We start from the raw sequence: 21482 nt of genomic DNA, 5'->3' as shown, positions 1-21482 counted from the left end.
CGCCATGTACTTCCCGGTCGGCCTCGGCCACGCCTTCGTCTCCCTCGAGGACGACACGGTCATGTCGTACATGCTCTCCGGCGGCTACGTCGCCGAGCACGAACTGGCCCTCACCGCCCTGGACCCCGCGCTGGGCCTGCCGCTGCCCGACCGCGACCGGATGATCCTCTCCGACCGCGACTCGGTCGCCCCCACCCTCGCCGAGGCCGCCGAGGCCGGGACCCTGCCGGTGTACGAGCGGTGCCTGGAGATCGAGAAGGCGATGTACCGGTGACGGCCCGCCCCGGCGGCGACGGCCGTCCCCTCGTCGTGGTGCTCGGCGCGTCCGGCTTCATCGGCTCGCCCCTCACCCGCGCCCTCGCCCGCCGGCCCGTCCGGCTGCGACTGGTGGCCCGCCGCGAGACCCCCGTCCCCGACGGGGCGGTCGCCGACATCGAGGTGCGCACCGCGGACCTCGCCGCCCCCGGCGCGATCGCCGACGCCGTCGACGGGGCCGACGCCGTCTTCCACCTGGTCGCGGCCACCGAGGCGGGCTGGCGGGTCGCCGAGGGCGACACCGCCGCCGAGCGGCTGAACGTCGGCCTGGTCCACGACCTCGCCGCGGCGTTCCGCGCCCGGCCCGCGGGGCCGCGGCCCCCCGTCGTGGTCTTTCCCAGCACCACCACCCACCTCTGCGGCGGCGCCGGCGGCGAGGTCCGCCCCGCCGACGTGAAGAGCCCGTACGTCCGGCAGAAGCTGCTCGCCGAGAACGCCCTCGCCGAGGCCGCCGCCGCCGGCGTGCTGCGCGGCGTGTCGCTCTGCCTGCCCACCGTCTTCGGCCACGGACCCGCCACCACCGCGCCCGACCGCGGCGTGGTCGCCGCCATGACCCGCCGCGCCCTGGCCGGCCGGCCGCTCACCGTCTGGGGCGACGGCTCGGTCCGCCGCGACCTGGTCCACGTCGACGACGTCGTGGAGGCGCTGCTCGCCGCCCACGACCACGCCGACCGGCTCTCCGGAACCCACTGGGAGGTCGGCACCGGCACCGGCGTCACCCTCCTCGCCCTCTTCACCGGCATCGCCGAGGCCGTCGCCGACCGCACCGGCGCCCCCGCCGTCCCCGTCGTGACCGTGCCCCCGCCCGACCACGCCGACCCGGCCGACAGCGAGGACGTGGTCGTCGACCCGCGCCCCTTCCACGCCGTCACCGGCTGGCGCCCCCGGGTCCCCCTCGACGACGCCCTGAGAAGCACCGCCGCGGCCCTCGCGGCGTAGCCGCGTACTGGGGTGGAACGGGCCAGGTGTAGGGGCGATAGGGGTGTTCGGCCCGCTTCGCCGGTCCCTATGTTCCTGCCGAGTACGAGAACACGTACGAGAACACGTACGAGAACGAGAACACCCCCTCGGCAGCGAAACCGGCCCGTTCCCTCAACGGTCCCGTCTGGAGGACGGCAATGCGCATTCTCTTCGCGGCACATGCGGAGAAGACGCACTTTTTCAGCATGGTGCCCCTCGCCTGGGCGCTGCGCACGGCCGGCCACGAGGTCCGCGTCGCCACCCAGCCCGAGATGGCGGAGACCGTCACCAGGACCGGACTGACCGCGGTGCCGCTCGGCAGCGACCACCGCTGGAAGCAGGTCATGGAGGCCAGCCAGGACGAAGGGTGGGGAGGCCGCGTCGCCGAGGCCGTCACCCACTCGGCCAACCTCGGCCACGACGAACTCCTCCGCTTCTTCGACGAGACGACCGGCCGGTACTTCCGCACCGTCAACAACGACGAGTTCACCGACGCGCTCGTCACCTACGCCCGCCGGTGGCAGCCCGACCTCGTCGTCTGGGAGCAGTTCACCTGGGCCGGAGCCGTCGCCGCCCAGGTCACCGGCGCCGCCCACGCCCGCATGCTCTGGGGCGCGGACGTCGTCACCCGCACCCGCAACGACTTCCTCGACCGCCTCGCCGAGCTCCCCGAGGACCGGCGGACGGACCCGCTGCGCGACTGGCTCACCGAGTCGCTCGCCCGGCACGGCGCCACCTACGACGAGACCGTCGCCAACGGGCAGTGGACCATCGACGTCGCCCCGCCCAGCCACCGCATCGACAACGGCCTGCCGGTGGTCGGCGTCCGCTACATCCCCTACAACGGGCAGGCCGAGCTCCCGGACTGGCTCGCCGCCGAACCGTCCCGGCCCCGCGTCGCCGTCACCGCCGGCGTCTCCGTGCGCGGCTACTTCGGCTTCGACATGTTCAGCGTCTCCGCACTCCAGGCCTTCGCCGGCCTCGACATCGACCTGATCGCCACCCTGCTGCCCGCGCCGGGCGAGTCCGCCGACATGGCGCCGGACAACGCCACCGTCCTCGACTTCGTGCCCATGCAGGGCCTGCTGCCGACCTGTTCCGCCGTGATCCACATCGGCGGCGCCGGCATCCAGTCCACCGCCGCCTACTACGGCGTACCGCAGCTGGTCCTGCCCGGTTTCTGGGACACGCTCGTACGCGCCGACCTCCTCGAGCGGTCCGGCGCGGGCATCTCCCTGCCGCCGGGCCACATCACACCCGACGGCGTGCGCGACGCCCTCGTCCGGCTGCTGGAGGACCCGTCCTACCGCACCGGCGCCGAGGCGCTGCGCAAGGACCTGCTCTCCGCGCCCTCCCCCAACGACGTCGTCCCGGTCCTCGAGGACCTCACCGCCCGCCACAAGAGCGCCGCCTGAGCACCCCCGAGAGGACCACAGCCGTGTACGGAGCAGAGTTCGCCGAGATCTACGACCTGATCCACCAGGGCCGGGGCAAGGACTACGCCGCCGAGGCGCGGTTCGTCGCCGGCCACGCCCGCCGCAAGGCCCCCGCCGCCACCTCGCTGCTGGACGTCGCCTGCGCCACGGGCTCCCACCTGAGCGCCTTCGCCGAGATGTTCGACACCGTCGCCGGCGTCGAACTGTCCGCCCCCATGACCGAGGTGGCCCGCCGCAAACTGGGCGACGTCGTCCACCAGGGCGACATGCGCGACTTCGACCTGGGGACCCGCTTCTCCGTCGTCACCTGCATGTTCGGCTCCATCGGCCACGCCATGACCGAGTCCGACCTCGTCGCCGCGTTCCGCCGGTTCGAGGCGCACCTCGAGGACGACGGCGTGATCGTCGTCGACCCGTGGTGGTTCGACGACACCTTCACCCCGGGCCACGTCGCGGGCGACGTCTGCACCGTGGACGGGCTCACCATGGCCCGCGTCTCCCACGCCTCCCGCCAGGACGACAAGTCCCGCATGGAGGTCCACTACACCGTGGCCGACCCGGAGGGCGGCATCCGGCACTTCGTCGAGACCTACCTGGCCCGCCTCTACACCCGCGAGCAGTACGAGAAGGCGTTCGCCGAGGCCGGCCTGACCGCCGAGTACCTGCCCGGGGTGCAGAACGGCCGCGGGCTGTTCCTCGCCGTCCGCGTCTGACGGGGCCGACATGACGACACAGACGATCGAACACCTCCCCACCACCAGATTCGCCGACTCCGCACGGGCCGTCGACGGCGTGGCCACCGACGCGGCCGCCTTCGACGCCTGGCTCGCCGACTGCCGCGACCGCTTCCGCAACACCGTCTCGCCGCGCCCGCTGGACGCCCTCCAGGGATGGTCGGTGGACCCGCGCACCGGGGACGTCGGACACGTCAGCGGCCGGTTCTTCACCGTCCGCGGCCTCGACGTGCACCTGCCCGGTGCCGCCGTCGACCACTGGCAGCAGCCCATCATCAGCCAGCCCGAAGCCGGCATCCTCGGCATCCTCGTCAAGGAGTTCGACGGGGTGCTGCACTGCCTGATGCAGGCCAAGGTGGAGCCCGGCAACGTCAACGGCGTCCAGCTCTCGCCGACCGTCCAGGCGACCCGGAGCAACTACAGCGGCGTCCACCGCGGCAAGGCCGTCCCCTACCTCGAGCACTTCCGCGACACCGCCCCGCACCGGGTCCTCGCCGACGTCCTCCAGTCCGAACAGGGCGCGTGGTTCCACCGCAAACGCAACCGCAACCTCATCGTCGAGGCCACCGGCCCCGTCGAGGTCCTCGACGGCTTCTGCTGGCTGACCCTCGGCCAGATCCACCGCCTGCTGGGCGAGGACGACCTGGTCAACATGGACACCCGCACCGTGTTGTCCTGCTTCCCCGCCGCCGTCCCCGACACCCGCCACGCCGAAGCCGGCCCGTCGTACGGGGAACTGCTGCGCTGGGTCACCGAGGAACGCACCCGCCGCGAACGCCACGTCCGCGAGATACCGCTGAACTCCGTCACCGGCTGGCAGCTCAGCGACGGCCGCATCACCCACCGCGACGGGCTGTTCTTCGACGTCGTCGGCGTCTCCGTGGAGGCCGCCGGCCGCGAGGTCGGCCACTGGGACCAGCCCCTGCTCGCCCCGCACGGCACCGGCCTGGTCGCCCTGCTGGTCCGCGAGATCGACGGCGTGCCGCACGTGCTGCTGCACGCCCGCACCGAGGTCGGCAACCTCGACGTCCTCGAACTCGGCCCCACCGTGCAGTGCACCCCGCAGACCTACACCCACCTGCCCCCCGAGGCCCGCCCCCGCTTCCTCGACACGGTGCTCCAGGCCCCGCCGGACCGGGTGCTCTTCAGCGCCGTCCACTCCGAGGAGGGCGGACGCTTCCTGCACGCCCGCACCCGCTACGTGATCCTCCAGGCCGACCCCGGCCTCTCCCTCGCCGACCGCCCCGACTACCGCTGGACCGCCCTGCACGACACGGCAGCCCTGCTCCGCCACAGCAACTACCTCAACATCCAGGCCCGGTCCATCCTCGCCTGCCTGCACGGCCTCGCCGGCCGGGACGGAAGAGAGACATCATGACCCTGCGCGTATGGGACTACCTCGACGAGTACGAGGCGGAGCGCGAGGACATCCTCGACGCCGTCGACCAGGTCTTCCGCTCCGGACAACTCGTCCTCGGCCCCTCCACCACCGGCTTCGAGAAGGAGTTCGCCGCCTACCACGGGCTCGCCCACGGCGTCGGCGTCGACAACGGCACCAACGCCCTCGTGCTGGCCCTGCGCGCCCTGGGCGTGGGACCGGGCGACGAGGTCGTCACCGTCTCCAACACCGCCGCGCCCACCGTCATCGCCATCGACCAGGTCGGCGCCACCCCCGTCTTCGTGGACGTGCGCGAGAGCGACTACCTGATGGACACCGCGCAGGCCGAGGCCGCCGTCACCTCGCGCACCCGCTGCCTGCTGCCCGTCCACCTCTACGGCCAGTGCGTCGACCTCGCCCCGCTGGAGAAGCTGGCCGCCCGCCACGACCTGGCGCTCCTGGAGGACTGCGCCCAGTCCCACGGAGCCCGCCGGAACGGCCGCCTCGCCGGCACCACCGGCCGGGCCGCGGCGTTCTCCTTCTACCCGACCAAGGTCCTCGGCGCCTACGGCGACGCCGGCGCCGTCGTCACCGACGACGCCGCCACCGACGCCGCGCTGCGCAGGTACCGCTACTACGGCATGGAGAAGCGCTACTTCGTCGAGGCGACCCCCGGCCACAACGCCCGCCTCGACGAGGTGCACGCCGAGATCCTGCGCCGCAAGCTGCGCCGGCTCGACGGCTACGTCGAGGCCCGGCGCCGCGTCGCCGAACGCTACGCCGAGGCCCTCGCCGACACCGACCTCGTCCTGCCGCAGGTCACCGACGGCAACGACCACGTGTACTACCTCTACGTGGTGCGGCACCCGCGCCGCGACGCCATCATCGAGGCACTGCGCCCGCACGGCGTCGAACTCAACGTCAGCTACCCCTGGCCGGTGCACACCATGACCGGCTTCGCCCACCTCGGGCAGCCGGCCGGGTCGCTTCCGGTCACCGAGGCACTGGCCGGCGAGATCTTCTCCCTGCCGATGTACGCCTCGCTCACCGAGGAACGCCAGGACAAGGTGATCACCGCGCTGCGCGAGGTGCTGCGCACGCTGTGACACCGGCCGGTGCGGGGCGGCACGCTCAGTACGTCAGGCGCAGCGGCAGCTCCAGCAGACCGTGCAGGTTGAAGTGCTTGTTGACCGGCAGGTCCTCGCGGAGCAGCTCGATCTTCCCGTACCTCTCCAGCAGGTGCGAGAAGACGGTCGCCGCCTCCAGCCGCCCCAGCACCGCGCCCAGGCAGAAGTGCGGTCCCGCGCTGAACGCCAGCGTCTTCGGCTCGGTGCGGGACAGGTCCAGCCGGTCGGGGTCCGGATAGCGCTCCGGGTCCCGCCCGGCGGCGTCCAGCAGCCCCATCACGTGCGCCCCCTTCGGGATCACCTTCCCGCCGATCTCCAGGTCCGCGGTGGCGATCCGGGTGGCCAGCGTCACCGGCGGGTCGAAACGGGACAGCTCGTCCACCGCCGTCTGCATGAGCGACGGGTCCGCCCGCAGCGCCTCCAGCGCCTCCGGCTGCCGCAGCAGGGCCAGCATGCCGTTGCCGATGAGGTTCACCGTGGTCTCGTGGCCGGCGTTGAAGATGAGCAGGATGTTCGCGACGATCTCGTCCTCGGTGAGCTGCTCGCCGTCCTCCGCCTGCATCAGCACCGACAGCAGGTCGTGCTCCGGGTCCGCGCCGCGCCGCTGCGCCATCAGGTCCAGCAGGTACCTGCGGAACTCCGGCTCCGCCTTGTTCATGGCGATCCGCCGGCTCGGCGAGACGTCCGGATCCAGGACGTAGCCCACCTTGTCCGTCCAGTCACGGCAGCGCGCGCGGTCCTCGGCGGGGATGCCGAGCAGCTCCCCGACCACCGCGACCGGCATCGGCAGCGCCAGGTCCCGGACCAGGTCCACCTCACCGTCACCCATGGAGTCCAGCAGACCGTCCACGATCTCCACGATGCGCGGCCGCAGCCGGTCGATGAAGCGCGGCGTGAACACCCGCGCGATCAGCTTGCGCAGCCGCCGGTGGTCCGCCCCGTCCTGCAGCAGCAGCCACTTGTCGACGCTGCGCATCACCGGGCAGGTCGGCCCGCCACGGGTCATCGCCCAGCCCGGCTCCTTGGGGAAGGCGCTCGAGGAGTGCGGGGAGCGCAGCAGCGCCGCCACGTCGTCGTAGCGGGTGAGCACCCAGTAGCCCAGCGGCGTGCGGTGCACCGGATCGGTCTCCCGCAGCCGCCGGTAGTACCCGAACCGGTCGGCGGCCAGGGCGGGGTCGTTCAGGTCGTACAGCGCACTCATGCCTGCGCTCCCTCCGCGTCGGTGGACTGCCGGCTCAGATCTCGGCGAGCGCGGTGCGGATCACGTTCAGCACCCGCGCGCTCTGGTCGACCAGGAAGAAGTGCCCGCCGGGCATGACCTCCAGCCGGAAGGGGCCGGTGGTGTGCTTGGACCAGGCCTCGACCTCCGGGATGTGCGCCTTCGGGTCGTCGTCGCCGACCAGCGCCGTCACGGGGCAGCTCAGCGGCTCGCCCGGCGTCCACGCGTACGTCTCGGCGGCACGGTAGTCGTTGCGGACCGCGGGCAGCGCCATCCGCATGACCTCGTCGTCCTGCAGCAGGCGGCTGTCCGTGCCGGCCAGCGCGCGCACCTCGGCGAGCAGACCCTCGTCGTCCCGCTGGTGCACGTTCTCGCTCCGGTGCGCCGACGGCGCGCGCCGCCCGGAGACGAACAGGTGCGCCGCCGGCCGGCGGGCCTCCATCAACCGCGCCAGCTCGAAGGCGACGGTGGCGCCCATGCTGTGGCCGAGCAGCGCGGTCGGTCGGTCGTCCAGCTCGCCGAGCACCTCGTGCACCCGCAGCGCGAGCTCCGGCAGGTTGTCGATGCACGGCTCGTGACGGCGGTCCTGGCGCCCCGGGTACTGGATGGCGACGACGTCCACCAGCGGGGACAGCGCCCTCGCCACCGGAAGCCAGAAGCTCGCCGACCCGCCGGCGTGCGGCAGGCACACCAGCCGGGTCGCGGCGGCCGGCGCGGGGGCGTAGGAGCGTACCCAGGTCGAGGCAGTGTCGTGAGTCGTCATGTGGTCGTCCACTTCTCGGGTCCGGAATGGCTGTCGTGATGCCAGCACCTCGCCGGAGCGCGGACAAGGGGAAAACCGCAGGACTGGGGCGCGGGGCGGCGGAGTCAGGGGGCGAGCGGCCCCGGCGCCCCCGGAGGCGCGCCAGGACTGGGGTCCGGGCGGGCCGGTAGGGGTGTCCGGGCCTTCCGCGCGTTGAGTAGCGTCCGGCTCCGCATGACTCATCCATGAGGACAAATCCGAACCGGCCGGCGTAGGCGCCGGAGCCGGGCGAGGGGGCGATGCGACGTGTCACAACGACTCTACGAACTGGGCGACCCCCCGCCACTGGGCGAGGTCCCCGACCTGATGTACGCCAACGTCATCCGGCAGGACCGCTTCGGCGAACCCGTCAAGGCGATGCAGACCGAGGTCCTGCCGGTGCCCCGCCCCGGTCGCGGCGAGGTCCTCGTCTACGTGATGGCCGCAGGGATCAACTACAACAACGTGTGGGCCTCCCTCGGGCAGCCCATCGACGTGATCGCCATGCGGCAGAAGCTGCACGGCGCCACCGAGGACTTCCACATCGGCGGCACCGACGCCTCCGGCGTCGTCTGGGCCGTCGGCGAGGGCGTCACGCAGTTCAAGGTCGGCGACGCGGTCGTCACCTCCGGGGCGATCTGGGACGAGACCGCCGAGGACGTCCGGATGGGCATCGACCCCCTCGCGTCCAAGTCCCTGCTCGCCTGGGGCTACGAGTCGAACTACGGCTCCTTCGCCCAGTTCACCCGCGTCAAGGAACAGCAGTGCCACCCCAAGCCCGCCAACCTGTCGTGGGAGCGGGCGGGCAGCTTCCTGGTGACCGGCGCGACGGCCTACCGCCAGCTGACCCACTGGGCGCCGCACGACGTGCGGCCCGGGGACCCCGTCCTGATCTGGGGCGGCTCCGGCGGCATCGGCTCGGCCGCCATCCAGGTCACCAACCTGCTCGGCGGCATCCCGATCGCCGTCGTCTCCAACGAGGAACGCGCCAAGTACGCCCTCGACCTCGGTGCCAAGGGCGTGATCAACCGCACCGACTTCAGCCACTGGGGCCGCCTGCCCGACCTCGACGACAGGGTCGCCGCCAAGGCCTGGACCGCCGAGGTCCGCCGCTTCGGCGCCGCCTTCTGGGAGGCCCTCGGCGAGCGCCGCAACCCGCGCGTCGTCGTGGAACACCCCGGCGAGGAGACCCTGCCGACCTCCATGTTCGTCTGCGACAACGGCGGCATGGTCGTCATCTGCGGCGGCACCAGCGGCTACAACGGCGACCTCGACCTGCGCTACCTGTGGATGCGCAGCAAGCGCCTGCAGGGCTCGCACGGCTCGGACACCCGCGAGAACCGCGCCGTCATCCGGCTCATGTCCGAGGGCCGCCTCGACCCGTGCATCACCTGGTGCGGCACCTTCGAGGAGATCGCCGACGGCCACCAGAAGCTCTACGAGAACCAGCAGGGGCTCGGCAACTTCGCCGTCCTCGTCAACGCCCCCTCGCACGGCCTGACCACGCTCTCTGGGGTCGGCTAGGGGTTGCCGGGCACTGATCACCGCTTCCTACGATGGCGCGTCGTCGGTGCCGGCCGAGACCATCCCTGAGCGGTGGAGAACGCGATGAATACTCGTGACGAGAAGGCCGTTGAAGCCCTCAGGGCCTCCCTCAAGGAGGTGGAACGCCTCCGCAGGCAGAACCGCGAGATGCGGGAAGCCGCCCGTGAACCGGTGGCCGTCGTCGCGATGAGCTGCCGGCTCCCCGGCGGCGTCGCGGCACCGGAGGACCTGTGGCGACTGGTCGCCGACGGCCGCGACGCCATCGTCGACTTCCCGGCCGACCGCGGCTGGACGGAGACCGGGCCCGCCCCGGAGGGCTACGCCCGCCGGGGCGGATTCGTCCCCGACGCCCCCGACTTCGACGCCGCGCTCTTCGGTATCAACCCGCGCGAGGCCCTCGCCATGGACCCGCAGCAGCGCATGCTGCTCGAGGCGTCCTGGGAGGTCCTCGAACGGGCGGGCATCGACCCGCACTCGCTGGCCGGAACCGACACCGGGGTCTTCGTCGGCGCCTCGCCGACCGGGTACGCCACCCTCGGCCGGCTGCCCGAGAGCACCGTCGGCTACCAGCTGACCGGCACCGCCCACAGCGTGCTCTCCGGTCGCCTGTCCTACGTCCTGGGCCTGGAGGGCCCGGCGGTCACCGTCGACACCGCCTGCTCCTCGTCGCTGACCGCCCTCCACCTCGCCGTGCAGGCCCTGCGCCGCGGCGAGTGCGGCCGGGCCCTCGTCGCCGGCGTCACCGTCATCACCACACCGAGCGCCTTCACCGAGTTCGGCAAGCAGGGCGGCATGTCCTCCGACGGACGCTGCAAGTCCTTCTCGGCCGCCGCGGACGGCACCGGATGGAGCGAGGGCGTCGCCGTCCTGTTCGTCGAACGGCTCTCCGACGCCCGCCGGCTGGGACACGACGTCCTCGCCGTCGTGCGGAGCACCGCCATGAACCAGGACGGCGCGTCTAACGGCCTCACCGCCCCCAACGGCCCCTCCCAGCAGCGCGTCATCCGTGCCGCGCTCACCGCCGCCCGGCTCACCCCCGCCGACGTCGACGCCGTCGAGGCCCACGGCACCGGCACCGTGCTCGGCGACGCCATCGAACTGAAGGCCCTCCAGGACACCTACGGCCGCGACCGGGACGCCGACCGGCCGCTGTGGCTGGGCTCCCTCAAGTCGAACATCGGCCACACCCAGGCCACCGCGGGCGTCGCCGGCGTCATGAAGAGCGTGCTGGCCATGCACCACGACCAGCTGCCCCGCACCCTGCACGTCGAGCAGGAGACCCCGCACGCCGCCCGGCCCGGCGGCGGCGTCCGCCTGCTGCGCGAGGCACAGCCGTGGCCGCGCGGCGGGACGCCCCGGCGGATCGGCGTCTCCGCGTTCGGCATCAGCGGCACCAACGTCCACGTCATCCTCGAGGAGGCCCCGGCCCCCGAACCCGACGGGCCGCACGACACCGCCCCCCAGGAGCCGCGGGAGACGTCGCCCGCGCCGCGGCGCGGCCCCGTCGTCTGGCCGGTGTCGGCACAGACCGCCGCCGCGCTGCGCGCGCAGGCCCGGCAACTGGCCGGGCGGCTCGCCGAACGGACCGACGACCCGGCCGACGTCGCCTGGTCGCTGGCCACCACCCGGGCCGGCCTCACCCACCGCGCCGTGGCGTCGGGCGCCGACCACGACGCCCTGCTCGCCGGGATCGACGCGCTCGCGGCCGGCACGCCCGCCCCGGGCGTCGTGTCGGGCGTGGTCGCCGAGGGCCGCACCGCGTTCCTCTTCACCGGCCAGGGCGCCCAGCGCGCGGGCATGGGCCGCGCCCTCTACGACGCCCACCCCGTCTTCGCCGACGCCTTCGACGCGGTCTGCTCCCGGATGGACCTGGAACGGCCCCTGCGCGACGTCGTGTTCGGCGACGCGGACGCCCTCGGTCGCACCGTCCACGCCCAGGCCGGCCTGTTCGCGCTCGAGGTCGCGCTGTTCCGCCTCCTGGAGACCTGGGGCGTCTTCCCGGACGTCCTCCTGGGGCACTCGATCGGCGAGGTGGCCGCCGCGCACTGCGCGGGCGTGCTCTCCCTCGACGACGCGTGCCGGCTGGTGTCGGCGCGCGGCCGGCTGATGGACGCGCTGCCCGAGGGCGGCGCGATGCTGGCCGTCGAGACCGCCGAGGACGGGCTGGAACTGCCCGACGGCGTGGACCTGGCGGCCGTCAACGGGCCGACGTCGATCACCGTCTCCGGCGACGCCGATGCGGTCGGCGCGCTGGAGGAGCGGCTGCGCTCCGAAGGCGTGCGCGTGAAGCGGCTGACCGTCTCGCACGCGTTCCACTCGCACCTCATGGAGCCGATGCTCGACGCCTTCGCCGCCGTCGCCGAGTCGCTGACCTACCACACCCCCGAGATCCCCGTCGTCACCACCGCCCCGGGCGACCTCGCCACCCCCGGCTACTGGGTGCGCCAGATCCGGGAACCCGTCCGCTTCGCCGACGCCGTGCGGCGACTGCACGCCGACGGCGTGACCCGCGCCGCCGAACTGGGACCCGACGGGGTGCTGTGCGCCCTGACCCAGCAGAGCGCCCCCGACCTCGCCTGCGCCCCCCTGCTGCGCAAGGACCGCGACGAACGGGAAGCCGCCCTCGCCGCCCTCGGCCGCCTGTGGGTCCGCGGCGCCGACGTCGACTGGCCCGCCGTCCTGCCCGAAGGACACCGCCTCCCGCTGCCCACCTACCCCTTCCAGCGCGAACGGTTCTGGCCCGAGACCTCCACCGACGACCCCGCCGCCACCACCGCCGCCACCGCCGCCGCCGCCGACGGCGACGAGGCCCGGTTCTGGGAGGCCGTCGAACGGCAGGACCTCGCCCAACTGGCCGAGACCCTCGGCATGGACGACGACGGCCGGGCCCTGGAGGAAGTCGTCCCCGCCCTCTCCACCTGGCGGCGGTCCCGGCACGAGGAGGCCGTCCTCGACTCGTGGCGCTACCAGGTCACCTGGAAGCCGCTCGCCGCCGCCCCCGCCACCGCCCCCACCGGCACCTGGCTGCTCGTCACCTCCGGCCCGGCCACCCCCGCCCAGGACGTCGCCGACGCGCTGCGCACCGCCGGGGCCCTGGTCCACACGGCCACGCTGACCCCCGGCGACGACCGCGCCGCCGTCGCCGCGCTCCTCGCCGACACCGCCCCCGACACGGTCGTGTACGTCGCCGCCGACGGCGACGACAACCCGCCGCGGGACGCGGCGGCCGAACTCGCCGCGCTGCTCACGGTGCTCCAGGCCGTCACCGACGCCGGGTCCGGCGCCCCGCTCTGGTGCCTGACCCGCGGCGCCGTGTCCGTCGCCGACGACGACCCGCCGACCCGCCCCGGACAGGCCCTCCTGTGGGGACTCGGCCGGGTCGCCGCCCTCGAACACCCCGCGGCCTGGGGCGGCCTGATCGACCTGCCGCCGGCCCTGGACGCCGCCACCGGCGCACGCCTGACCGCGCTGCTGACCGGCGACCACGACGAGGACCAGATCGCCCTGCGCACCACAGGCGCCCACGGCCGCCGCGTCGTCCGGGCCCCGCGGGACGAGGCTCCCACCCGCCCGTGGACCACCGACGGCACCGTGCTCGTCACCGGCGGAACCGGCGGCCTCGGCGGCGACGTCGCCCGGTGGCTCGCCCGACGGGGCGTCCCGCACCTGCTGCTGGCCGGCCGCCGCGGCCCGGACGCCCCCGGCGCCGACGACCTCACCGCCGAACTGACTGCGCTCGGCGCACGGGTGACCGTCGCCGCCTGCGACGTCGCCGACCGCGACGCGCTCACCGCCCTGCTGGCGGCCGTCCCCGCCGAGTTCCCCCTCACCGGTGTCGTCCACACGGCCGGCATCGGCGTGGGCGCCCCGCTGACGGACACCGACGAGGCCACCCTCACCGACGTGATCGACGGCAAGGTCACCGGCGCGGCCCTCCTCGACGAACTCGCCGGCGACGTCGACCGGTTCGTCATGTTCTCCTCCATCGCCGCGACCTGGGGCGGCGGCGGCCAGGGCGCCTACGCCGCCGGAAACGCCTACCTGGACGCGCTGGCCGCCGCCCGCCGCGCCCGCGGCCTGTCCGGGACCGCCATCGCCTGGGGACCGTGGGCCGAGATCGGCATGGCCAAGGACGACGAGGTCGTCGAGGCCCACCGCCGCCGCGGACTCATGGCACTGGACCGCGCGCTCGCCGTCCGCGGACTCGCCGACGCCGTGGACCGCGACGAGACCTGCGTCAGCATCGCGGACGTGGACTGGCAGCGGTTCGCGCCAGCCTTCCTCTCCGGACGACCCGGCCCGCTCCTCTCCGAACTCCCCGAAGCCGCCGCGGCCGGGGCACCCGACGGCGACGACGACCCGTCCACCGCACTGCGCGACGCGCTGGAGGCCGCGCCCGAGTCGGAACGGCCCCGCCTGCTGCTCGAAGCCGTCCGCACCCACACCGCGACGGTGCTCGGCCACGCCGACACCCAGGCCGTGGAACCCCGCCGCGCCTTCCGCGACGTCGGCTTCGACTCGCTGACCGCCGTCGAACTGCGCAACGTCCTCACCGCCGAGACCGGGCTGCGGCTGCCGGCCACCCTCGTCTTCGACCACCCCACCCCGCTGGCGCTGAGCGAGTACCTGCTCGGCGAACTGACCGGCGCGACCCGCACCCCGGCCACCGCGGCCCCGGCCACCGCGTCCCCCGCCACCGCGTCCCCCGCCACCGCGGACGACGACCCGATCGTGATCGTCGGCATGAGCTGCCGGCTGCCGGGCGGCGTCGACGGCCCGCAGTCGCTCTGGGAGACCGTCGCCACCGGCACCGACGCGACCGGCCCCTTCCCGGCCGACCGCGGCTGGGAGTCCGACACCGCCCACGCCTCCTACGCCCTGCGCGGCGGCTTCGTGGACGCGGCGACGGACTTCGACGCCGGCATGTTCAACATCTCGCCGCGCGAGGCGCTGGCGATGGACCCGCAGCAGCGGCTGCTCCTCGAAACCGCCTGGGAGGCCTTCGAGCACGCCGGCATCGACCCGCTCTCCCTCCGCCACAGCTCCACCGGCGTCCTGGTCGGCGCCTCCTCCTCCGGCTACGGCATCGGCACCGACCTGGCCTCGGGGACGGAAGGACACGTCCTCGCCGGCGGCGCCAACAGCGTGATCTCGGGCCGCGTCGCCTACACCTTCGGACTCGAGGGCCCCGCCGTCACCGTGGACACGGCCTGCTCGTCGTCGCTGGTCGCGGTGCACCTCGCGGTCCAGGCACTGCGCCAGGGGGAGTGCGAACTCGCCCTGGCCGGCGGCATCACCGTGATGTCCGTGCCGAGCATCTTCGCGGAGTTCGAGCGGCAGGGCGGTCTCTCCTCGGACGGCCGCTGCCGGGCCTTCGCGGACGCCGCCGACGGCACCGGCTGGAGCGAGGGCGCCGGCCTGCTCCTCCTCGAGCGGCTGTCGGACGCCCGCCGCAACGGCCACCGGGTGCTGGCCGTGGTGGCCGGATCGGCCGTCAACCAGGACGGCGCGTCGAACGGGCTGACCGCGCCGAACGGCCCGTCGCAGGAACGGGTGATCCGCGCCGCGCTGGACGCGGCCCGGCTCACCACGGCCGACGTGGACGCGGTCGAGGCCCACGGAACCGGCACCACCCTCGGCGACCCGATCGAGGCCCAGGCGCTCCTCGCCACCTACGGCCAGGACCGCGAGGAACCCCTCTACCTCGGGTCGCTGAAGTCCAACATCGGGCACGCGCAGGCCGCCTCCGGCGTCGCCGGCGTCATCAAGATGGTCATGGCGCTGCGCCACGGCGTGCTGCCGGCCACGCTCCACGTGGACGAGCCGTCCTCCCGCGTCGACTGGTCCGCGGGGGCCGTCCGCCTGCTGACCGAGACGCGCCCGTGGCCGGAGACCGACCGCCCGCGCCGGGCCGGCGTGTCCTCGTTCGGCATGAGCGGCACCAACGCCCACCTGATCCTGGAAGCCGCGCCCGAACCCGCCCAAGCGCCGGACGCCGCGCCGGCCCAGGAACCGCCGTCCGCCGGCGCTCCGCTCCCGTGGATGGTGACGGGCCGCACGGAACAGGCCCTGCGGGGGCAGGCGGCGAGCCTGCTGGCCCACCTCGACCGCGTCGACGACGGGACGACGGCCGGTGAGATCGGCTTCTCCCTGGCCACCACCCGTGCCGCACTCGGCCACCGCGCGGTGGTGCTGGGCTCCGACCTGGACGACTTCCGGCGCGCGCTCGAGCAACTGGCCGAGGGCCGCGAGGCCGCCGACACGGTGACGGGCGCCGCGGGCACCACACAGACCGGCCCTGTCCTGGTGTTCCCGGGTCAGGGGTCGCAGTGGCTGGGGATGGGACGGGAGCTGGCGGCGTGGTCGCCGGTGTTCCGGGAGGCGTTGGAGGAGTGCGCGGCGGCGTTGGAGCCGTTCGTGGACTGGTCGTTGTGGGAGGTGCTGGAGAGCGAGGACGAGGGCCTGTGGGGCCGTGTCGATGTGGTCCAGCCGGTGCTGTGGGCGCTGATGGTGTCCCTGGCGAAGCTGTGGCGGTCTTCCGGTGTGGTCCCGTCTGCGGTGGTCGGGCACTCGCAGGGCGAGATCGCCGCTGCCGTGGTCGCGGGTGGCCTGTCCTTGGCGGACGGGGCGCGTGTGGTGGCGCTGCGTTCGCGTGCGCTGCGGGCGCTCGCCGGACGCGGGGGCATGGTGTCCCTGGCCGCGGGCGCCGAGGTGGCCGGTGAGCTGGTGGCGGGCTCCGAAGGCCGGGTGTCCGTGGCCGCGGTCAACGGCCCCGGCTCGACGGTCGTGTCGGGTGAGCCGGAGGCGCTGGACGCGCTGATGACGGCGTGTGAGGAGCGGGGCGTGCGCGCCCGCCGGATACCGGTGGACTACGCCTCCCACTCGGTGCAGGTGGAGGAGCTCCGCGAGCAGATCCTCACCGACCTCGCCCCGATCACGCCGGTGACCTCGGCCGTCCCCCTGTACTCGTCGCTGACGGGCGGTCGGATCGACACCGCCGACATGGGCGCGGAGTACTGGTACGACAACCTCCGCTCCCTGGTCCGGTTCGGCGAGGCGACCGAAGCGCTGCTGGCCGACGGCCGCTCCGTGTTCCTGGAGTGCAGCCCGCACCCGGTGCTGACCCCCGGCATCGAGGAGACCCTGGAAGCCGCCGACGTGGAAGGGACCGCCCTCGGCACCCTGCGCCGCGACGAGGGCGGCGCCCGGCGGTTCCTGACCGCGCTGGCCCAGGCGTGGACCGCGGGTGTCGACGTCGACTGGTCCGCTCCGGTCCCCGCCGCCCGCCGCGTCGAGCTGCCGACCTACGCCTTCCAACGTGAGCGCTACTGGCCGAAGCAGGCCCTGACCGCGGACGTGTCGGCCGTGGGCCAGTCCCGGACCGGCCACCCCCTGCTGGGCGCGGCCGTCGCACTCCCCGACGGCGGTGTCGTGCTCACCGGGCGGATCTCACCGTCCGCCCACCCCTGGCTCGCCGACCACGTCGTGCTCGACGCGGCACTGGTGCCCGGCACCGCGCTCGTGGAGATGGCCCTGCAGGCGGGCGACCAGGCCGGCTGCGGGACACTGCGCGAACTCGTGCTGCGCACACCGCTCGCCGTGGCGCCGGGCGGCGCCGAGATCCGGGTGGCCGTGGGGGCCGACGACGACGGCGACCGCTCCGTGGAGATCTACTCCCGCCCCGGCGACGAGGCCGCATGGGTCTGCCACGCGGCGGGCCTGCTGGGCCCGTCCGAAACCCCCGCACCGGCGGCCCCCGGCACGACCGGCGACGAGGCATGGCCCCCGGCCGGCGCGCGCCCGGTGGACACCACCGGCTTCTACGACGGCCTGGCCGCCGCCGGATACGCCTACGGCCCCGCGTTCCGAGGGCTGCGGGCCGTGTGGCGGCAGGGCGAGACCGTCCACGCCGAGGTCGCGCTGGCCCCCGAGGCCGACGCCGACGGGTTCGGCGTGCACCCCGCCCTGCTCGACGCCGCCCTGCACGCGGCGGCCCTGGCCACCGCCGGCCAGGACGCCGGGCCGCGGCTGCCGTTCGCGTGGAAGGGCGTGACCCTCCACGCCACCCGCGCCACGTTCCTGCGGGTCACGCTGACCGTCGGGGCGGACGGGATCGCCGTCCGCGCCACCGACCCCTCCGGCCTCCCCGTGGTGGACGTCGACTCCCTGGTGCTGCGCGAGATCACCCCCGACGCCCTCTCCGAGGCGCTGACCCGGGACCAGGACCACACCCTCCGCAGCACCCTCTTCGCCCTCGACTGGACGCCCCTCCCGGACGGCCCCAACCCGCCGCCGGACACCACGGACTGGGTCACCACCGACCCGTCCGCCCTCGGCACACAGCCGGCCGGTGCCGTCCCGTCCGCACCGGTCACCGTGCTCACCCTGCCCGACCCCACGCCCGGCCACGGCACCGCCGACACGGTCCGGCGGACCACGCACGACGTCCTGCGCGCCGTCCAGGCATGGCTCGCCGGCGAAGAGTCCGCGCGGGCCCGCCTGGTCGTCGTCACCCGCGGCGCCGTGCCCGCCGCGCCCGGACAGGCCGTCACCGACCTCGCCGCGGCGGCCGTCTGGGGCCTGCTGCGCTCGGCGCAGACCGAACACCCGGGCCGGATCGTGCTCCTCGACCGCGACCCCGCGGGCGGCGACGACACGGTGTGGCCCGCCTGGGCCGTCAGCGAGGACGAACCCCAGATCGCCCTCCGCGACGGCCGGGCCTGGGCCCCCCGCCTCGCCCACCCCGACACCGACGGCGCGCTCCCGCTCCCCGCCACGGACGCCGCCTGGCGGCTGGACGTCACCGACCAGGGAACCCTCGAGAACCTCGCCCTGGTCCCCGCCCCGGAGGCCGACGCGCCCCTGGAAGCCGGGCAGGTCAGGGTCGCCGTGCGCGCCGCCGGCGTGAACTTCCGCGACGTCCTGATCACCCTCGGCATGTACCCCGACCAGGCCCGGATGGGCGCCGAGGCGGCCGGCGTGGTCGTGGAAACCGGCCCCGGCGTCACCGACCTGGCCGTCGGCGACCGGGTGTTCGGCTTCTTCCACGGAGGCATCGCCTCACGTGCCGTCACCGACCGCCGCCTGCTGGCGGCCGTCCCGGACGGCTGGACCTTCACCCAGGCCGCGACCGTACCGGTCGTCTTCTCCACCGCGTACTACGGCCTGGTCGACGTCGCGGCCGCCCGGCCCGGCGAGTCGGTGCTCGTGCACTCCGCCGCCGGCGGCGTCGGCATGGCCGCCGTCCAGCTCGCCCACCACCTCGGCCTCGAGGTGTTCGGCACGGCCGGCCCCGGCAAGTGGGGCGTCCTGCGCTCCGCCGGCCTGGACGACGCGCACATCGCCTCCTCCCGCGACCTCGCCTTCGAGGAGCGCTTCCGGTCCGCGACCGGCGGCCGCGGCATCGACGTGGTGCTCAACTCGCTGGCGGGCGAGTTCGTCGACGCGTCGCTGCGGATCCTCGCCGACGGCGGCCGGTTCGCCGACATGAGCCGCACCGACCTGCGCGACGCCGCGCAGGTGGCCGCCGACCGCCCGGGAACGCACTACAGGGCGTTCAACCCCGCCGAGGCCGGGGCCGACCGGATGCGGGAGATCCTCCAGGAGGTGCTCGCCCTCTTCGACAGCGGCGCGCTCACCCTGCTGCCCACCACCGTGTGGGACGTGCGCGACGCGGTCTCCGCCTTCCGCTTCATCAGCCAGGCCCGCCACATCGGCAAGAACGTCCTGACCGTCCCGGCGCCGCTCGACCCCGACGGCACCGTCCTCGTCACCGGCGGCACCGGCACGCTCGGCGGACTGCTCGCCCGGCACCTCGTCGCCGAGCACGGCGTCCGCCACCTCCTGCTGCTCGGCCGCCAGGGCACCCGGAGCGCCGGCGCGGCCGAACTGCTCGCCGACCTCGAAGCGGCCGGGGCCCACGCCGAGATCGTCGCCTGCGACGTCTCCGACCGGCAGGCGCTGGCCGACGTCCTGGCGGCCGTCCCCGCCGCCCACCCGCTGACCGGCGTCGTGCACGCGGCCGGAGCACTCGACGACGGCGTGTTCGAGTCGATGACGCCGGACCGCCTGGACGCCGTGCTCCGCCCCAAGGCCGACGCCGCCCTCCACCTGCACGAACTGACCGCCGACGCCGACCTCGCGCTGTTCGCGCTCTACTCCTCCGCCGCGGCCACCTTCGGCACCGGCGGCCAGTCCAACTACGCCGCGGCGAACGGCCTCCTCGACGGCCTCGCCTCCTGGCGCCGCTCCCAGGGCCTGCCCGCGCAGTCCCTGGGCTGGGGCCTGTGGGAACAGGCCAGCGCCATGACCGGCCACCTCCTCGACACCTCGGCCGCGCCCTCCGCGAGCAGGCCCGGAAGCCGGACGGTCCCCACACTCGACACCGCACTGGGCCTGGCGCTCTTCGACGCCGCGACCGCCCACCACCGCCCGCACCTGGTGCCCGTCGCCCTCGACCGGACGCGCGACGCGGAGGTCCCGGCGCTGCTGCGCGCGCTGATCCGCCCGCTCGGCCGGCGCGCGGCCGACCAGAACGCGGACACCCACACCACCCTCGCCCGGCGACTGCACGGGCTGTCCGCCGCGGAACGGCGCGAAACCGTCCTCGACCTCGTGCGCGGCAACGCCGCCACCGTCCTCGGGCACACCGGCACCGACGCCATCGGCGCCCGCCAGGCCTTCCGCGTCCTCGGCTTCGACTCGCTGACCGCCGTGGAACTCCGCAACCGTCTCAACGCCGCGACCGGCCTCCGGCTCCCGGCCACCCTGGTCTTCGACCACCCCACCCCGGCGGTGCTCACCGACCACCTCCTCGGCCTGCTCGGCGGCGAGCCCGCCCCGGAGGCCGACGTCCGACCGGAGACGGCCACCGCCGACGCGGTCACCGAGCCGGTCGCGATCATCGGCATGGCCTGCCGCCTGCCCGGCGGCGTGAACTCACCGGCCGACCTGTGGTCGATGGTCAGCACCGGCGCGGACGGCGTCGCCGGCTTCCCGGCCGACCGGGGCTGGCCGGCCCGGGTCGTCGCCGGAGACGCGGCGCGCGGCGGTTTCGTCGACGGGGCGACCGAGTTCGACGCCGGGCTGTTCGGGATCTCGCCGCGTGAGGCGCTGGCGATGGACCCGCAGCAGCGGCTGCTGCTGGAGGCCACCTGGGAGGCCTTCGAATCCGCCGGCATCGTCCCCTCCGACGTCCACGGATCGGCCACCGGCGTCTTCGTCGGCGCCGCCCACGCCCAGTACGGGCTGGGCATGCACCTGCCGGAGTCGGCGGCCGGGCACGTGATGACCGGCACCGCCACCAGCGTGGCCTCCGGCCGGCTGGCGTACACCTTCGGCCTGGAAGGGCCCGCGGTGACGGTGGACACCGCCTGCTCGTCGTCCCTGGTCGCCCTGCACCTCGCCGTGCAGGCCCTGCGCAACGGCGAGTGCGAGATGGCGCTGGCCGGCGGTGTGACCGTGATGTCCACCCCCGGCGTCATCACGGAGTTCGACCGGCAGCGCGGCCTGGCCTCCGACGGCCGGTGCAAGGCGTTCTCCGACGACGCGGACGGCACCGGCATGTCCGAGGGCGTCGGCGTCCTGCTCGTCGAACGGCTCTCGGACGCTGTCGCGCGCGGGCACCGGGTGCTGGCGGTCGTGCGGGGTTCGGCGGTCAACCAGGACGGTGCGTCGAACGGGCTGACGGCGCCGAACGGCCCCTCGCAGGAACGGGTGATCCGGCGGGCGCTGGCCCATGCCCGGCTGGCCCCGGCGGACGTGGACGTGGTCGAGGCGCACGGCACCGGTACGCGGCTGGGCGACCCGATCGAGGCGCAGGCGCTGCTGGCGACGTACGGGCAGGACCGTGAGGAGCCGCTGTACCTGGGGTCGGTGAAGTCGAACCTGGGCCACACGCAGGCGGCGGCGGGCGTCGCCGGCGTCATCAAGATGGTGCTGGCCCTGCGGCACGGCGTCCTTCCGGCGACCCTGCATGTCGACGAGCC

10 protein-coding genes are annotated in these 21482 nt (G+C 74.4%); 8 read left to right on the top strand and 2 right to left on the bottom strand.

Features of this window, described 5'->3' with window-relative positions; genetic code table 11:
• The 6 genes from ABZ836_RS29805 to ABZ836_RS29780 form a co-directional block, all read left to right on the top strand.
• On the top strand, positions 1-274 hold a 274-nt coding region (locus ABZ836_RS29805), incomplete at its 5' end, for a dTDP-4-dehydrorhamnose 3,5-epimerase family protein (RefSeq protein WP_361147390.1).
• A complete protein-coding gene (locus tag ABZ836_RS29800) occupies positions 271-1254 on the top strand; it encodes an NAD-dependent epimerase/dehydratase (protein WP_361147387.1) in 984 nt (327 codons plus the stop codon). The genes ABZ836_RS29805 and ABZ836_RS29800, both read left to right, overlap by 4 nt.
• Before the next feature lie 179 nt (positions 1255-1433).
• Positions 1434-2690, top strand: a complete 1257-nt coding sequence (locus ABZ836_RS29795; protein ID WP_356133362.1) for an activator-dependent family glycosyltransferase — start codon at positions 1434-1436, stop codon at positions 2688-2690.
• Between the two features lie 23 nt (positions 2691-2713).
• On the top strand, positions 2714-3424 hold the full coding sequence (locus tag ABZ836_RS29790) for a class I SAM-dependent methyltransferase (protein WP_361147383.1): 711 nt from the start codon (positions 2714-2716) through the stop codon (positions 3422-3424).
• A gap of 10 nt (positions 3425-3434) precedes the next feature.
• Entirely contained in the window at positions 3435-4823 is a 1389-nt protein-coding gene (locus tag ABZ836_RS29785) for an NDP-hexose 2,3-dehydratase family protein (RefSeq protein WP_361147380.1), read from the top strand.
• Complete coding sequence (locus ABZ836_RS29780) at positions 4820-5929, top strand: DegT/DnrJ/EryC1/StrS family aminotransferase (protein WP_356133368.1); 1110 nt, start codon at positions 4820-4822, stop codon at positions 5927-5929. The genes ABZ836_RS29785 and ABZ836_RS29780 overlap by 4 nt, the downstream gene beginning before the upstream one ends.
• 25 nt (positions 5930-5954) lie before the next feature.
• Here the strand turns inward: ABZ836_RS29780 and ABZ836_RS29775 are convergent, their stop codons facing one another.
• Both ABZ836_RS29775 and ABZ836_RS29770 read right to left on the bottom strand, forming a co-directional pair.
• Positions 5955-7151 carry a cytochrome P450 gene (locus ABZ836_RS29775; RefSeq protein WP_356133370.1) on the bottom strand — a complete coding sequence of 399 codons (1197 nt, stop codon included), beginning with the start codon at positions 7149-7151 and terminating at the stop codon, positions 5955-5957.
• 34 nt (positions 7152-7185) lie between these two features.
• Positions 7186-7932 carry an alpha/beta fold hydrolase gene (locus tag ABZ836_RS29770; RefSeq protein WP_356133371.1) on the bottom strand — a complete coding sequence of 249 codons (747 nt, stop codon included), beginning with the start codon at positions 7930-7932 and terminating at the stop codon, positions 7186-7188.
• A gap of 285 nt (positions 7933-8217) precedes the next feature.
• Here ABZ836_RS29770 and ccrA point away from each other — a divergent pair, with 285 nt between their 5' ends.
• Both ccrA and ABZ836_RS29760 read left to right on the top strand, forming a co-directional pair.
• Positions 8218-9474, top strand: coding sequence for a crotonyl-CoA carboxylase/reductase (ccrA, locus tag ABZ836_RS29765; RefSeq protein WP_361147375.1), 1257 nt, complete (start codon positions 8218-8220; stop codon positions 9472-9474).
• Between the two features lie 84 nt (positions 9475-9558).
• A partial coding sequence (locus ABZ836_RS29760) for a type I polyketide synthase (RefSeq protein WP_361147373.1) occupies positions 9559-21482 on the top strand: 11924 nt, incomplete at its 3' end.

Source organism: Streptomyces sp. NPDC047130 (genome assembly GCF_040643475.1).
Taxonomy (GTDB): domain Bacteria; phylum Actinomycetota; class Actinomycetes; order Streptomycetales; family Streptomycetaceae; genus Streptomyces.
Note: the sequence above shows the minus strand (reverse complement) of the source record. Positions and strands in the feature narration are given on the sequence as shown.

Bases quoted from the DNA above. Each gene is read 5' to 3' on its own strand.
- ABZ836_RS29785 (WP_361147380.1), top strand. From the start codon at position 3,435: ATGACGACACAGACGATCGAACACCTCCCCACCACCAGATTCGCCGAC.
- ABZ836_RS29795 (WP_356133362.1), top strand. From the start codon at position 1,434: ATGCGCATTCTCTTCGCGGCACATGCGGAGAAGACGCACTTTTTCAGC.
- ABZ836_RS29770 (WP_356133371.1), bottom strand. From the start codon at position 7,932: ATGACGACTCACGACACTGCCTCGACCTGGGTACGCTCCTACGCCCCC.
- ABZ836_RS29780 (WP_356133368.1), top strand. From the start codon at position 4,820: ATGACCCTGCGCGTATGGGACTACCTCGACGAGTACGAGGCGGAGCGC.
- ABZ836_RS29775 (WP_356133370.1), bottom strand. From the start codon at position 7,151: ATGAGTGCGCTGTACGACCTGAACGACCCCGCCCTGGCCGCCGACCGG.